Origin of the sequence: Criblamydia sequanensis CRIB-18 (assembly GCF_000750955.1) — a bacterium.
GTDB lineage: Bacteria > Chlamydiota > Chlamydiia > Chlamydiales > Criblamydiaceae > Criblamydia > Criblamydia sequanensis.
This window is the reverse complement of sequence record NZ_CCEJ010000001.1, coordinates 50,197-65,008: the sequence shown is the minus strand read 5'-3', so window position 1 is coordinate 65,008 and position 14,812 is coordinate 50,197. Positions and strand designations below refer to the sequence as shown.

At 38.6% G+C, this 14,812-nt stretch carries 10 protein-coding genes and 1 pseudogene; 6 read left to right on the top strand and 5 right to left on the bottom strand.

Features of this window, described 5'->3' with window-relative positions:
• Positions 1–59 precede the first annotated feature (59 nt).
• The 6 genes from htpG to CSEC_RS00255 all read left to right on the top strand — a co-directional run bounded on the left by htpG (position 60) and on the right by CSEC_RS00255 (position 10,072).
• Entirely contained in the window at positions 60–1,925 is a 1,866-nt protein-coding gene (gene htpG / locus CSEC_RS00280) for a molecular chaperone HtpG (RefSeq protein ID WP_041016681.1), read from the top strand.
• Between the two features lie 15 nt (positions 1,926–1,940).
• On the top strand, positions 1,941–3,155 hold the full coding sequence (locus CSEC_RS00275; protein ID WP_079977912.1) for a purple acid phosphatase family protein: 1,215 nt from the start codon (positions 1,941–1,943) through the stop codon (positions 3,153–3,155).
• 301 nt (positions 3,156–3,456) lie between these two features.
• On the top strand, positions 3,457–5,922 hold the full coding sequence (locus CSEC_RS00270) for a formylglycine-generating enzyme family protein (RefSeq protein ID WP_041016422.1): 2,466 nt from the start codon (positions 3,457–3,459) through the stop codon (positions 5,920–5,922).
• A 135-nt stretch (positions 5,923–6,057) separates the two neighbouring features.
• Complete coding sequence (locus CSEC_RS00265; RefSeq protein WP_041016679.1) at positions 6,058–6,474, top strand: type III secretion system chaperone; 417 nt, start codon at positions 6,058–6,060, stop codon at positions 6,472–6,474.
• A 34-nt stretch (positions 6,475–6,508) separates the two neighbouring features.
• Positions 6,509–9,484: a hypothetical protein gene (locus CSEC_RS00260; protein ID WP_041016421.1), complete on the top strand. Its 2,976-nt coding sequence runs from the start codon at positions 6,509–6,511 to the stop codon at positions 9,482–9,484.
• A gap of 36 nt (positions 9,485–9,520) precedes the next feature.
• Complete coding sequence (locus tag CSEC_RS00255) at positions 9,521–10,072, top strand: type III secretion system chaperone family protein (RefSeq protein WP_154017586.1); 552 nt, start codon at positions 9,521–9,523, stop codon at positions 10,070–10,072.
• Between the two features lie 8 nt (positions 10,073–10,080).
• On the opposite strand, the gene CSEC_RS00250 is transcribed toward CSEC_RS00255, so the two are convergent.
• The 5 genes and pseudogenes from CSEC_RS00250 to hctA form a co-directional block, all read right to left on the bottom strand.
• Positions 10,081–10,740, bottom strand: coding sequence for a protein-L-isoaspartate(D-aspartate) O-methyltransferase (locus tag CSEC_RS00250; protein WP_041016419.1), 660 nt, complete (start codon positions 10,738–10,740; stop codon positions 10,081–10,083).
• A 2-nt stretch (positions 10,741–10,742) separates the two neighbouring features.
• Positions 10,743–11,117, bottom strand: a complete 375-nt coding sequence (gene yajC, locus CSEC_RS00245) for a preprotein translocase subunit YajC (protein WP_041016418.1) — start codon at positions 11,115–11,117, stop codon at positions 10,743–10,745.
• Positions 11,118–11,130: 13 nt separating this feature from the next.
• Complete coding sequence (gene tgt / locus CSEC_RS00240; RefSeq protein ID WP_041016417.1) at positions 11,131–12,231, bottom strand: tRNA guanosine(34) transglycosylase Tgt; 1,101 nt, start codon at positions 12,229–12,231, stop codon at positions 11,131–11,133.
• A gap of 61 nt (positions 12,232–12,292) precedes the next feature.
• Positions 12,293–13,720, bottom strand: coding sequence for a 23S rRNA (uracil(1939)-C(5))-methyltransferase RlmD (gene rlmD, locus CSEC_RS00235; RefSeq protein ID WP_041016678.1), 1,428 nt, complete (start codon positions 13,718–13,720; stop codon positions 12,293–12,295).
• A gap of 348 nt (positions 13,721–14,068) precedes the next feature.
• Positions 14,069–14,428, bottom strand: a pseudogene (hctA, locus tag CSEC_RS00230) (histone H1-like protein HctA); the annotation flags it as partial.
• Between the last annotated feature and the right edge of the window lie 384 nt (positions 14,429–14,812).

The window sequence follows — 14,812 nt, the reverse complement described above, 5'->3', positions numbered from 1 at the left end:
TAATTAGATACTAATTTTTTCAACTCATGGACAGTATTAACTTAAAAATGGCCTCCAAAATGACAAAGAAAAATCTTCAGATTCATAGCGAAAATATACTACCCATCATCAAACGCTGGCTTTATTCAAGCCGTGATATTTTTGTGCGGGAGCTTGTGTCCAACGCTTGCGATGCGCTGCAAAAATTAAAGATTTTGAAAGATCAGGGAAAAGCTGATCTATCGGGATCAGATGAGCTTAAAATTGAAATCGTCCTTAACAAAGAAAATAAAACCATTACCTTTAAAGATAATGGCATTGGGATGACTCTGGATGAAGTAGACCGCTATATCTCGCAAATTGCTTTTTCAGGCGCGGAAGATTTTGTAAAACAATATGAAGCAAATCAAGAAAGCGAAGCGATTATCGGCCACTTTGGACTTGGCTTTTACTCTTCATATATGGTCGCGAAAAAAGTAGAAATCAATACTCTTTCTTATTTACCTGGCAGTTTAGGTGCTTTTTGGGAATGCGATGGCTCCTCGCAATATGAACTTAAGCAAAGTGAAAAAAAGGACCGCGGGACTGAGATCACCCTTTATCTTGATGAAGAGCATCTTGAATTCCTGGAGGAGACTTTTTTTAGCGAAGTTTTAGACCGCTACTGTCGGTTTCTTCCTTATGCTATTTACTTAGATGGCAAGAGAACCAACGAGAAGGAACCTCTCTGGATTAAGTCTGCTTCTTCATTAAGTGATTCCGATTATCTCGACTTCTTCCGTTACCTGTACCCTTTTGAAGAAGAGCCTTTATTCTGGCTTCACCTTAATGTGGATTATCCCTTTCATTTAAAAGGAATCCTTTACTTTCCACGTTTTAAAAGAGACAGTGATCTCACAAAAAGTCATATTGCCCTCTACTGCAATAGGGTTTTTGTAGCCGATAGTTGCAAGGACATTTTGCCAAACTATCTTATGACCTTAAAAGGGGTGATTGACAGCCCGGACATTCCTTTAAACGTTTCAAGAAGCTCTCTTCAAATTGACCGAACCGTAAAGCAACTCGGAGCTCATATTTCAAAGAAAGTGGCCGACAGTCTAATACAGCTCTTTAAGAATAAGAAAGATAAGTTTATATCGGCCTGGGATGATATCTCAATTATGCTCAAACTCGGGATCCTGGAAGACGATAAATTTTATGATAGAGTTAAAGAGGCTTTAATTTTTAAAACCCTTAAAAACGAGTGGATAACCTTTGATGATTATCTATCCAGATATAAAGAAACTTATAAAAATAAAGTCTTCTATTTACGCGGCGAAGAAGCCTCTTCGCATCTTGTCGATTTATATCGTGAAAAAGGCATCGAAGTCCTAATTTCATCAAGCCCCCTTGATTTACCCTTAATGCAAACGCTAGAGCGAAAAAATTCAGGGGTTAAGTTTGAAAGAGTCGACGCCTTGATCCATGAAGATTTAATCGATCGCTCCCGTGAAAAATCGATTCTAGACGAAAGCGGTGTCTCCCAATCGACAAAGCTCTCTTCCCTATTTAAAAATCTTTTAGGAGAAGACGATAAATTAGAAGTGGTAGCCACAAGTTTAGCGGGCGACAAACTCCCGGGCTTTCTTGTGATGAGTGAGGAAGAAAGACGTCTTAGAGACTATATGGCCACCTTTAATAATGGCGCTTTTGAGGATAAAATTGATTCTTTGATGCAAAAGCGAACCTTTGTTATTAACACTAATAACCCGCTTGTTCTGACGGTTGATCAATTAAGCGAAAAAGAGCCGGAGCTCGCTAAAGCAATTGCTAAACAAATTTTTGAGCTTTCACTTGTTTCACAAAAAGAGATGCCGCCTAAACAATTTAACTCTTTTATTGAAAACACGACTCATTTACTGGAAAGTCTCTCTCTTAAAATACTAAAAGAAGAAAAGGCAAGGTAAAGAGGCTCTAATTTCATGATGTTCAAGTCAAAATTGGTAATTTTTTTAGTAAGTCTCTCTTTCTTTTGGGGTAATGCTTTTTCGTTTGCAAACGAAAGCGACACCCCGATAGGGCTTTGGCTTTCCTGGCATAAAGATCCATCAACGACTATGAACATCAAATGGCTTACAAAAAAAGAAGATAGAAATAGCCATCTAGAATATAGGGAAGTCAATAAACTTATTTGGAAAGGGGCTCTTGTTCAAGAAATAAAGATGCCCTACGATCTTCCGTATGTTATTCATTATGTTGAAATTAAAGGGCTTACACCCAATACGGTTTATGAGTTCACCATCGATGATAAAGAGACCTACCTTTTTAAAACCCTCCCGAACTCGCTTGCAACTCCGATAAAGTTTGTCGTCGGGGGGGATATGTACCATGACGATATCGAAGTTGTAAGAGAAACTCAAAGAGCGGCCGCTTCAAACTCCCCATCTTTTGCTATTTTAGGCGGAGATTTGGCTTATTCTGCCCCAAAAGTCGGTCATTTCAAGGAAGAATTCGAAAAATGGGTCGATTTCTTAAAAGCCTGGAAAGAAACGATGATCACAAAAGAAGGGTACCTTATTCCTATGGTTACAGCCATTGGAAACCACGAGGTCATCGGTCGATATGGTCAATCAAAAGCTGAGGCTGTTTTTTACTATGCCTTTTTTGCCACACCCAATGGATCAACAAATTATACCCTTGATTTCGGCAATTATTTAAGCTTAATCATTCTGGATTCAGGCCACACCTTTGATATCTCAGGCGAACAAACCGAATGGCTTGAGCAATCCTTAAAAGATCGAATTTGCGTCCCCCATAAATTTGCCGTTTACCACGTTCCGGCATGGCCCTCTATTCGAAAATTCGAATATAAGGTCAGTAAGGAAATTAGAGCGAATTGGGTTCCTCTCTTTGAAAAATACCATCTAAATGCAGCTTTTGAACACCATGACCATGGCTATAAAAGATCTCATCCGATTTATGAAGGCCAAATCGATCAAAATAAAGGCGTCATTTATCTTGGAGATGGTGCTTGGGGAGTAAAAAAACCGAGGCTTCCCAAAACAAAAGAGCCTCGTTGGTGGATTGCAAAATCCCTTCCCGAAAGACATTTTTTCTTAGTGACCTTGAAAGGATGTGTAAGAAACTACAAAGGCATTAACTCTGACGGGGTTATCTTTGATGAAGTCACAAGATAATTTTTAAATATTAGACTTCTTTCGAAACTCTATTCAATTTTCATTGCAAAGCGTTAACCTTAGACTTCCAAATCTCGCCTGCAGGTTAATGGAGCTTAACGTAAGTTAGATTGCTAAAGCTTAGTTGAAAGCATCTTAAGCGCAAGACAAAACCATCCGTAGATTTCTTCTCAATCAGAGGTTTAAAAGCTTAGAAAACTCCCTATTTAAAAAAAAATTATCCCAAAACGAAAATGAATTTGTAATCTTATTTATAAGATTTGCTATAAAAAGATCTTACACTTTTTTTTCGGAATTTCAGATGTTCTTGGGCAACTTTCTAAAACACCTTGTTTATTGGCTTCTATTAATATCACCGCTTTTTTCGGAAAGTTTTAATACCGTCGATGAAAATAGAGGCGGGACAGTTGTCGTCTCTTATGGCACCGGAAAAGAGGGATCAAGAATAGATCGGGTTCGCTTTTGGCTTGTCAATGAACTCTACGAAAGAAAACTATTTCCAAGAAACCAAAGCTTTGTCGATGATCCCGAAAAGGGAAAAAGAATCGTATTAATTGAAAACCTCCCTCCTGGCCGCTATCATCTGGAATTTCTCTACCCGAATTCAGATCATTTTTTTGAAGAAGTCCCCAAAAGAACTCTTTCACTTCCTCCAAACGGGATTGTTAAAATAGAACAAGAAATCAAACAACGGGAGATGGCATTCACTGAAAACAATCCGACAGAAAAAGAGAATGAAAATAAAGAAATCGCTCAAATTTTTATTCCGGGACGCCAGGAAAATACCATTTACTACTACCCTTTTAGAGATGCTTTTTATCAAGAGCCCTCTTTTCTGAATGTGAGAAGCAATTTAGAAGAAGCTCGCTGGACCATTTTTCAAGAAGGCCAAAGAATTTATTCAGGGCAGGGAAGCGTAACAGACATTCAGGTTCCAAGCGGGCCGGGGTTTATAATAAGGGCTCAGGATTTCCCAACTTATGAGCTAAAAGTATTTCCTAAAAACCCTATTAACCTTCAAGGAGGAGATACCTCTACTTTTGATCTTATTTACAGGAAAATTTTGGGGACTATTTCAGTAGAATTAGAAATACCTAAAGGGGATGGGGTGACTCTTTTTATTGAAGGCAATGAAACAAAATCCCCAACCATCCAACACATTACACCAAAAGATGGTTTGGTTCACTATGTAAGCCCGGCGCTCCCTCTTGGGTCTTATACTGTAAATTTTCGAGCGCCTCCTTATATTAAACCCATTCCCCCAATTCAAGTGGAGCTTCAGGCGAATAACAACCCGACACTTAGGCCGGTCCTTAAAGGGGCTCATCAAGTCAATGTATCCACAAATATAAATGATGCGGAATATGCCTTAAAAAATGAGGATTCCGGCAAAACTTTTTTCGGAAAAGGGGCCTCATTCCAATTCCAAGAGCTCTTGCCTGGCAACTACCTCCTTACATTTTCATCCAATGACAAAAATGCCTATATTCCTCCGAATCCCGAACGTTTTTCCCTCTCTCGCTTTAGGACACAAGAAGAAAATATACATAAGGAATACGAGCTTGCCGGAAAACTGACCTTATCCTCTAATGCGCCGAGCTTTAAGGTTCATCTCGATCCTTTGAAAAGCGGTCAAGGGTCGCGTGAAGAATGGGTCAACAATGGAATTAAAACGATTTTCTTGCCTGAGGGTAACTGGAGGGTTTTATTTTTGCCGCTTGAAGGCTCAAACCCTAAAGAATCGCCTTCTATTAAAGAGGTGTCCATTAGGGCAAATTCCACCGAAGAAATCCGCGGAGAATATGGTGAAGAAGCTATAAATAGATTGTCCAAACGCCAGGAAGCGAAAAAAGAGCTTCCGGCTGCCCAAGAAGCCATTGCTATAAACTCCCCCAAATTTGTTGAGGTTCAAGGGGGAACTTTTCAGCTTGGAGACACCTTTAACGATAATAAAGGCAATACTTGGCCGCCGACACTTGTCGAAGTGGACTCATTTTTGATTAACGTCTTTGAAGTTACAAACGGCGAGTACGCCGCTTTTTTGAATAAGGCTTTTAAAGAAAATGCCATTACCATTGAAAATGGTTTAATCTTTGACAAAGAAGCGAAATTGCTTTTCAAAACCCTTGAAAGCGAGCCTACAAGCCAAATAACCTTCTCAAAAAATCAAGACGCACCCTTTCAGCCTATTCCAGGAAAAAGTTCTTACCCCGTAATTCATGTTTCCTGGTTTGGAGCAAATTTTTATGCAAAGGACAATCAAACAAGGCTGCCAACAGAGGCTGAATGGGAGAAAGCTGCAAGCGTCACTTACAATCAAGATTTTGTCGTAAAATACCGATTCGGCTTTGAAAAAAATAATATCGACCGAAGCCTTGGCAATTATAACTACTCTAATACTCCTTTCAAAAACGAGAGCAGCGTATTAACGACGCCTGTCGGCTTTTACAATGGCTTAAATCTTCTGCCCCTTAATCCAAACGATTTGGAGCAAGTTAAAACAACGCTTGCTAAAAGCCCTTCAGGTGCTTATGACATGAGCGGCAATGTTTGGGAATGGACAGCAGATTGGTATAGTGAAAACCCGCCCAAAGAAGGTGAAATCAACCCTAAAGGGAAAGCTAAAGGCATGTATAAAGTGGCAAAGGGCGGGTGTTATGCAAGTTTCCAGGACGGGGTGAGAGTTGCTGAAAGGATGCCGCTTTTTCCCGAATACACCGATCAATTTACAGGCTTTAGAGTCGCTAAATCTTCAAATCAAGAGTAAAACCCTTTCAAACAGTCAATTTATGTTTGTTAATATTTAATTAATCTTAATTATTTTTTAACCAACAATAAATTTGACTTGTATAAACTAAACAATTTAAAATAATGTTAAGGTGTAAATAAACAAGGATTGTTTATGAAACTTGGAGATGTGCTTTTTGAATACGGTAAAAAGTATGGCGAAACTCTCTCAAAAAATGATCTTGGCATCACAACGCTTAGAGTAAACGATGAATTCATCATCTCTTTTGAAGAATCCCTGGATCAACGTTTTATCTTTATCTACTCCATAGTCCAGGTCATCCCTAAAGGTAAAGAAGGGGAGGATCTTTTGGTATCAGCCCTCGAAGGCAATTTGTTCGGAAATGAAACCGGTAAAGCCACATTTGGATATGATCCTCATACTAAATCACTTGTATTATTTTTACGTCTGGAAAACGAGACTTTCAATTTAAAAACCCTGGAATCTGAAATAGAGGGATTTATTGCTTATCTTGCTTATTGGAAGGCAAAAATAATTGAACTTCGAAGGAAAGAACCTTCCCTAAAATAAAATAATAAAAATCGGCGGTAAACAAAGGGTACAAATGCAGACTAATAATCCCGGTCCTCTTGAAAAAGGAAATATAAAACCAGCAAGTGATTTTCCTGACTATGGGTTTATTCCTCCCCCTTCTTCTCAATCCATTGTGGAAACTGTTAGAGAGGGAAAGCCTGAAAGCCTTGTTTTTCCAACCCCTGTTGACTTAGCTCCCGGTAAGATAACAAGTTTTTCTTCCGTTGATTTGTATGAAAATGATAAGGAGGCTTTTGTTAACGAGGAAATAGACCTCCTTGATGAATTTTCCACCTTGGATGCAGAAGCCGATCGCTTAAGAAACAAGGTTCGGTTAACAGAATTGAAAACATTTAGTAATTTTATTTCAGAAATCCCCTCCATGATTCAAACGGGCTTAGACTATACAGCTAAAGGTTTAGATTATTTTAAGAAACTACCTTTGGTCGAATCAAGTTTAGGGGTTGTTTCATCTGCAATGGACCTTATATTTATTCCACAATCGATCTATAGCCAATGGCAAAAGCGTTCTTTAATTGGCGGCAGCATTGAAGCCTTTAGATCGCCTTCTCTTGAAACTCAGCATAAACTTAAGTTTATAGAAGGCTTAAAAGAATTCGTAAGAATAGAGGGAACGGACGATAAAGATATTTCTGATTATTTAAAGGAAAGAGGGATTTCCATTGAGGATTTAGACCTTAAGCATATGAAAGGAGACCCTCTTAAAGAAGAATTATTAAAAAAACTTTCCAATGAGAAATTTAATGACGCTCTATGGCTTAAGTATGTGCATCATGTTGGCGAACAATTTAGAAATAAGCGGCTAGAAGAACTTAGATCAGGAGTTCCCTTAGAAGAAGTAGTGGCAAATTTTGAAAAGGTCGAAATTCAATTAATACCGCCTAAAGCTCAACTTCTAGGGTATATGGAAGCGAAAAAACCCGCTTTAAGCGCTGATGAAAGGGAAAGAATTCTAACCTTTATCGATCTTTTAGATAAAGCTTCCAATGATATGATTCCGGAGGAAAGTCCTTCACTTCTTGGTGAAGAACTAGAGACTTTCGAATCTTTTATCGAAAGAAGAGATAGGCTAAGTCCTTTCGAACTTTTTGAAACTGTCCTTAGTGAAAGAAAAGACCTATTAACAGAAGAGTGTCTCTCCTACATTGTTTATAGACGGGAAGATCTCATCTCTCACTTAACCCAAGATAAAACCTTTCAAGATGACATCGATCATGCCTATATCCAAAAAATGGCTCGAGTTTTTGAGCTCGAAGCGATGATTGAAAGGAGAAAAAAAGCGGCTCTTTCGAAAGAAGATCAAGCAAGGCAAGGCTTTGAGACGGCCTTAAAAGGACTTACGGATCAAATAGAAAACGACCTTGCTAAAGACAAAACCTCCTATAAGGATTTTGATGCGCTTCTTTTAAAAATAAGAGAGCTTGGGATTCTTGAATCCCTTCAAGAAAAAATCGAACAAGGGTCTCAAAACGACCCTAATTTAAAAGCTCTTCAAAAAGTTTTAGAAGAAGGCATAAAGAGAAAAAACGAAACTCCTGATGGGCCGGATCCCGAGTTAGAATTTTTAAATGAAGTCGATAAAGCTTTCGAGACTGATAGAACCAATGAAGAAAATGAAATAGCTCTAGGCAAAGCTTATTCGGGTCTTTTAAGTATTTTAACTAGTGAAAGGGATCTTGTTTCTTTAACTGAAAAAGTGGATCACTCTCAAAACCTGCTAACCAAAAATGATTATCGCCATAATTTTGAGCTCTTTAAAGAAGAGTTAGAAGATTTGGACCTCCTGGAATCGATCCACGATCAATTAGACAAAAGGCTGGCCGACAACTCACTTTCCGATGAGGATTGGGAAAGAGCGAGGTTGCTTAGAATTGCTTTAGAAGGACGGGATTTAGATCTTACAGAATGGAAAGAAGCTATGGGCGAGCTTAAAAGGATCTTATCCACTAGAACTCCTTTATTAAAAGGGCATGCACGGCACTTAGATACCCTATCTGCAAGTATTCGAAATGGGCTTAAGACCATGAGCGAGGTAAAGCAAAAGATCGAATCGCGCTATCAGCTTTTTTACTTCGCCAAATCTATTGTCACAGGGGTCATTGGATTTTTTAGTGCCATGTTTTCAATTGTGGGGACGATTTTAACGTTGACAGGTGTCTTAAGCATCCCGGGGGCCGCAAGCGCCGCCATCGGAATCTTCCTTGGCGCTATCTCCTATGGGAGCATGATTTCCGGAACTCTTTACGGTTACTTTACAGCTCCTAATAGGTTTAAGGAAGAATTCTTAAAATTAAGGGGTTTAAGAAAAGGCTTCCGATCAGGGATTTATAAGTTCAGACGCTATAAATTTAATCGAATCAAACTGCAAAAAGTTTTAAACGAGCTTGAAATAACAGCCGTTTCAGCAAAGGTGAACGGTTCATTAAAACCGGAAGATCTTGAAAAACTAAGACCTAATATTAGCTCCAAAGTTTATGAACTTCTCAAAAAAGATTGTCAAAAACCCGAACAAAGAAAAGAGCTGGTAGACATATTAGAGAGTCTGGAAAAAAGAGCGCAAGAGATTCAAAAGAAGTTTAAAGAAAGACATGAAAACCTGTCCTATGCTTCTAAAAACTTAGAAGAGCATAGAGTCGCCCTTGGAGTAAGCGGAGCTAAAGACTTTGCAAGCAAGGTTCCAACTGCCAATTTACTTTTCAGTGAATTAGATGCTTCGATGGAAAATCAAGCAAAACCGAATCTTATTCAAGCCATCATGCAAATCCATGAAGGAAAGTCTTTGCATCAAGTGACTGGGATAGATGAGGAGACAGACAGCGTCCTCTATAAGACAACAGGGCTTAACATTAAATCTCTTGTTGAGAGAAGTAAAGATGAGAAAAAAGATTTAAGCGATCTTGTGGAATCAAAAGAATTATCCTTCTTTGGGGCAGATTGGGAAGACCTTAGCGCTATTATAGGCGGCATTAAGAAAAGAAGTGTTTAAAGGATGTTAACTTGTGAATGTGAGGGAGCTTTTTTCATGAATAACTTAACTATTTTGCAGGCTCTGGCCAAGATTGCCGATGAAGAAACTTTTCCTTCAAAAGTTTATGAAAGCACGCCTGAACATCCAAAACCTTTTCTATTAATTGATTTAGGAAAAGATGCTCAAGGCAGACAGCGCATCTATAAAGTTGAAGCGAAAGTTCAAGAATTCGGTGAAAAATTGCTTGAAAAAGGCGAAGAAGAAAATCTCGCTTTTATTCTAGAATTTGAGTGCGAGCTACCTATAAAGTTGAAAGAACACGCTCTTTTTGATGTTTCCTCCCTTCTTCACTTTATTAATAGAACGATTGCTTTACCCGGTTTCCAATTTGATGAGGTCGAAGAAAAAGCCTACTTTAGACATGTTCTTTTTACCACCAAAAAAGGAATGGAAAAAAGAATTATCACAAGCATTTTAGGACTCTCCCTTTTATTTATTGACCTATACACCAATCCAATTGAGCTTGTCGGCAGCGGTCAAAAAACATTTATCGACATTTTAGAAGAGATGATACGTGTTGGAAAAGAAGAGTTAGATATCTCTTGAAGATTGCTCTAAAGAGTCCAGCCTTCCTTGCCAATCAGGGGCACAAAACGAACAAAATCTAATACAGCGACCTCAAAGTCCCCTTCCGCTTTTTTTGTGTACCGAAGAAGCTTTTGGGTCAAAGCATCGCCAACTGGAATCACAAGCCTACCCCCTTTTGCTAGCTGATTAAGTAAACTTTTAGGAGCTTCGGGAGAGGCGGCTGTCACTATAATAACATCGAAAGGCGCTTTATCGATAAGTCCTAAGGATCCATCTCCGAGAAAGACGAAAACATTTGATTTTTGAATCTCTTTTAAATGACTTTTTGCATCTTCTGCAAGAGGCTCTATCCTTTCAATAGTGTAGACAACTTTTGCCAATTCGGAAAGAACCGCGGCATTATAGCCGGATCCCGTACCGATTTCCAAAAGCTTGCAAGATGGGGTTATTAAAGAAGCTTCCGCCATTCTTGCCACAATATAGGGTTGGCTTATAGTTTGACCATACCCTATAGCAAGAGGATGATCCTCGTAGGCCTGCTCTTTTAGTGGCTCCGGAACAAATAAATGTCTTGGAATCGCTCCCATAGCAGAGAGAATTCGGCTATCTTTAATGCCTCTTGCCTTTAGTTGATGCTCCACCATATGGTTTTGCAACTTTTTAAAAAAAGCACTATCTTCTGCCACAATTAGCCTTCTTGTTTTTCTTCAGCACCTGTATTTGGACTTTGAATCTCTGAAATGGCTGCTTTGACAACTTCAATTTTTGAGCCGTCAACCATCTTTAAAACAACGGTTTCCTCTTCAATTTTATCCACAGTGCCAACAATGCCAACCGCTATAACTTTATCCCCTTTCTTCAAACTTTTACGTAAATCTTCCATGATTTTTCGACGTTTTTTTTCAGGTCTAAGAACCACAAAATAAAAGAAAAGAGCAATAATTGTGAAAGTTACAATCATCGGGGCAACCGACTGTGTTGGAGGTTGGCTGCCAAGATCCTCAGCCGATAAGTTAGCAAAAGAAAAAAAGGAAGCGAGAAAAAAGACAGTTAAGTTTTTCATTTAAGTCACCTTCTTAATTGGGATAGAGAGATACGATTTTCTTGTATAATTCATCGATGGTATTGTTCTCGATAGCTTGCCGAATCTTCTTCATCAAATCAAGATAAAAGGATAGGTTTTGCATGGTGACAAGGGTAAGTCCTGTGATTTCATCCACATTAAGAAGATGCCGAATATAAGCCTTTGAATAGCTGGAAACTTCATTATCCAAGTGAGGATCAAGAGGTGAAAAGTCTTCCTTATATCGAGCAGCTTTAATTTGAACTTTTCCATCCCAAGTGAAGGCCATGCCGTTCCTTGCATTTCTTGTCGGCATGACGCAATCAAAAAGATCAATGCCCCGCATCACGGCCTCTATCATGTTTTTAGGCGTTCCAACACCCATTAAGTAACGCGGTTTTTCCTTTGGCAGGAATGGAATGGAAGCTTCTACTGCCTGGTACATCAATTCTTCAGGTTCGCCAACAGACACACCCCCTATAGCATACCCATCAAAGTCCATACTGACTAGAGATTTTGCAGATTCTCGTCTAAGATCAGCTTCAATTCCGCCTTGAACTATTCCAAAAAGATTTTGATTTGGATGTAGGGTATAATCCCGGCAAACTCTTGCCCATTTCTCTGTCCTAACAAGAGATTCCTCCAACTGAATACGGCTGCAAGGGTAAGGGGGACACTCATCAAAAGCCATCACAATATCTGAACCCAAAGACTTTTGAATCGCCATGCTTTCTCTTGGACCTAGGAAATGAGAGGAACCGTCAATGTGGGATTGGAAGTGGACGCCTTGATCTGTGACGCGGTTTAAGGATGAGAGTGAAAAAACTTGGAAGCCTCCGGAGTCGGTAAGGATAGATTTATCCCAATTCATAAATTTATGGAGACCGCCCGCTTTTTCAATAATTTCAGCCCCAGGCTTCAACATAAGATGATAAGTGTTTCCAAGGATGATTTGAGCCTCTAGGGCATGAAGCTGTTTTGAAGTTAAAGTTTTGACAGCAGCTCTTGTTCCAACAGGCATAAAAATAGGAGTTTCAAATTCGCTATGAGCTGTTTTTAATTTTCCGAGCCGGGCCTTGGAAGAGCTATCTTCTTTTAAAAGTGTAAATTCCATAGTCTTATTTTGTTTATTATTATTTGAAAAAAGAGGGTATGCCTCCTAAGATAAAAAAAATCTATTTTGATAATACGCATATGTTTTCGACATGCGGTGTTTGAGCGAATTGGTCAACAGGTTGCAAAGACTCAATTTTCCATCCATTTTGAAGGAATTCTTTTACATCATTAAATTGAGTATAAGGATTGCATGAGACATAAACTATTTTACCGGTAGACAAGGTAAGTATTTCCCGCATGGCTACAGGGTCAATGCCAGGTCTTGGAGGATCAATTAGGATAATGTCCGGCAGTCCTATTTTTTCTTCCTCTTTAATTTGGGAAAGAACATGCCGTACTGCACCGGAAAAGATAGTAGTGTTGTCTATCTCATTTAATTTCGCATTTGTTTTGGCATCGAGGGCAGCTTCCGGACAAACTTCAATTCCAACTACATGTTTTGCTCTTTTGGCTGCAATAATTCCAAGAGTTCCCGTTCCGCAATAAAGATCATAGACAATAGAATCTTTTTTAATGTCTGCAAGTTCTATCACACGGCTATAAAGTTTTTCAGCTTGCAGAAGGCTCGGTTGAAAAAAAGCGGTTGGGCTAATATGGAAAAGAAAAGGTTCGGGTATTTCTTTCAGGTATAAAACTTCCCTGATATAGTCTGCTCCATAAAGATGCATTTCATAAAAGTTTGTTGCCATCCCTTTAGCGACTTGCTGGATTCTAAGGAATATGCTCCAATTGCCGCCTCTTTTTTCGACAGGAGAAGAATTGATGATGACATTGACAAAATCTTCAATATCAGACGAGGATAAGACGTACTCAGGGTTGCCGGAAACAGTCAAGATAGCCATCCGATCGCCAAGTCTCACACCTTCTCGCAAGGTGAGAGTCCTAAGAGAGCCTTTATCTGAATAGGGGTGATAAGCTTTAAGATTTGAGTTCTTCCACCACTCTCTTACCTCTTGCATGCAATTTGTAAACCAAGGCGGCACTAAGTGGCACTCTGTTAAATTTAATACTTTTCCCCGAGAAGAATCTTGAATGAGTCCTAAGTAACGGTTTCCTTTAATATCTTCTGAGAAACTATACTCCATTTTATTACGATAGCCCCAATTAGGGTCGCAAGGAATGATCGAATGAACGCATGTTTTATCATTGATCAAAGGCTCAAAAATCTGTTTTACTAGCTCATCTTTTATTTTTAGCTGCTCACTATAGGGCATCTGTTGCCATCTGCATCCACCGCAAACGCCAAAATGTTTGCACCGAGCTTCTTGTCTTTTTGAGGAAGCTTTTTCAATCTCATCGATGCTGCCAAAAAAAGCGCCCTTCCTCTTTTTTCCAAGTTTAGCCCTAATGATATCTCCCGGAATAGCAAAAGGAACGACAACCTCGATTTCTCTTGTATCGTCTAAAAGAGAGGACCCGACTCCATTGCCTTTTTTATCAATAGAATCTATAGAGACAGACGCGAGGCGCAAAGTTTTTTCTTTCATAAACATTCACAAAAAAAAGATGGACTTAACTAGGTTAGCTTAAAAAATCTTAATTCTCAAATCGAAAATTTGAATTCTCTTCTAGTGGATAAACTTTTGCTTGCCCGAATTTTTTATCCGTTTAATGCCCATCTCGGAATAAAGAATTTCTTTCTTTCATTTATTATTCAAAATTTTTAGGGAAGCTTTGAGAGGAAGGAGAGAAAGATAGGGCAGCTCTTACCTATCAAGAAGAGCTGCCGCATCTCTTGACTAACGAGCTGACTTTCTAGAAAGTTTTGCTGTTGGACGCTTTCCGGCTGTGCTTTTTCTTACGCTTAATGCGCTAGGATGATGAGCCGTTGTGTGCTTTTTTGCTTTATGAGAAGAGCCTTTCTTAGCGGCGCTTTTCTTTGCAGCAGGTTTTTTAGCAGCGGATTTTGTAGCTTTTTTAGCATGAGCTGCAGGTGCAGCGTGAGCTTTTGGAGCCGCATGTTTTTTTGCAGAAGCTGCTTTTTTAGGAGAGCTCGCTTTTCTTTTTGTTGTTTTAGTGCCTTTTTCGTTTTTGATAGACTCTTTGCGATAAAGCTTAGCTACTTTTTCAAGTCTTACTGTACCAGTACGTACTCTTTGAGAAGCAGCTTTATTGCCATTTTCAGCCTTTGGAAGATCTGCTGTGATTTGATCAAGCAAACCTCTTAATGATTTAATCGTATCTTTTAAAGCCATGTCTATATTCCTCCAAGGTGTTAGAGATTCATGACAATTTACTCAATATTTGACTTTGAATATATTGTGCAACATTTTTTTGTAATAAAAATTATTTGAGACCAAAAGGCCTTGTTTTTTTAAAAAGAAAAAAATTTTAAAAATACCCTCACAGTGTAGGGAAAATCAATATTTTAAAAAAACAAATAAATCGATTTCACCAAAAAAAATTTTTTTGCCCAAAAAATAAAAATGAGGTTTTCACACTTTTTTGTAGCTGAAACTTAAAATTTTTTGAAAAGAGATCTCTTTTTTTTAAGAATTAAAGAAAAAATGGAATCGAAAAATATGAAAAAAACACGTTTATATACAAACATAGAGGCTTTTTTTTTTTTTTTTTTTTTT

Coding starts and splice junctions, on each gene's coding strand:
- CSEC_RS00260 (WP_041016421.1), top strand. CDS start 6,509: ATGCAGACTAATAATCCCGGTCCTCTTGAAAAAGGAAATATAAAACCA.
- rlmD (WP_041016678.1), bottom strand. CDS start 13,720: ATGAAAGAAAAAACTTTGCGCCTCGCGTCTGTCTCTATAGATTCTATT.
- yajC (WP_041016418.1), bottom strand. CDS start 11,117: ATGAAAAACTTAACTGTCTTTTTTCTCGCTTCCTTTTTTTCTTTTGCT.
- tgt (WP_041016417.1), bottom strand. CDS start 12,231: ATGGAATTTACACTTTTAAAAGAAGATAGCTCTTCCAAGGCCCGGCTC.
- CSEC_RS00265 (WP_041016679.1), top strand. CDS start 6,058: ATGAAACTTGGAGATGTGCTTTTTGAATACGGTAAAAAGTATGGCGAA.
- htpG (WP_041016681.1), top strand. CDS start 60: ATGACAAAGAAAAATCTTCAGATTCATAGCGAAAATATACTACCCATC.
- CSEC_RS00275 (WP_079977912.1), top strand. CDS start 1,941: ATGATGTTCAAGTCAAAATTGGTAATTTTTTTAGTAAGTCTCTCTTTC.
- CSEC_RS00255 (WP_154017586.1), top strand. CDS start 9,521: ATGAATAACTTAACTATTTTGCAGGCTCTGGCCAAGATTGCCGATGAA.
- CSEC_RS00270 (WP_041016422.1), top strand. CDS start 3,457: ATGTTCTTGGGCAACTTTCTAAAACACCTTGTTTATTGGCTTCTATTA.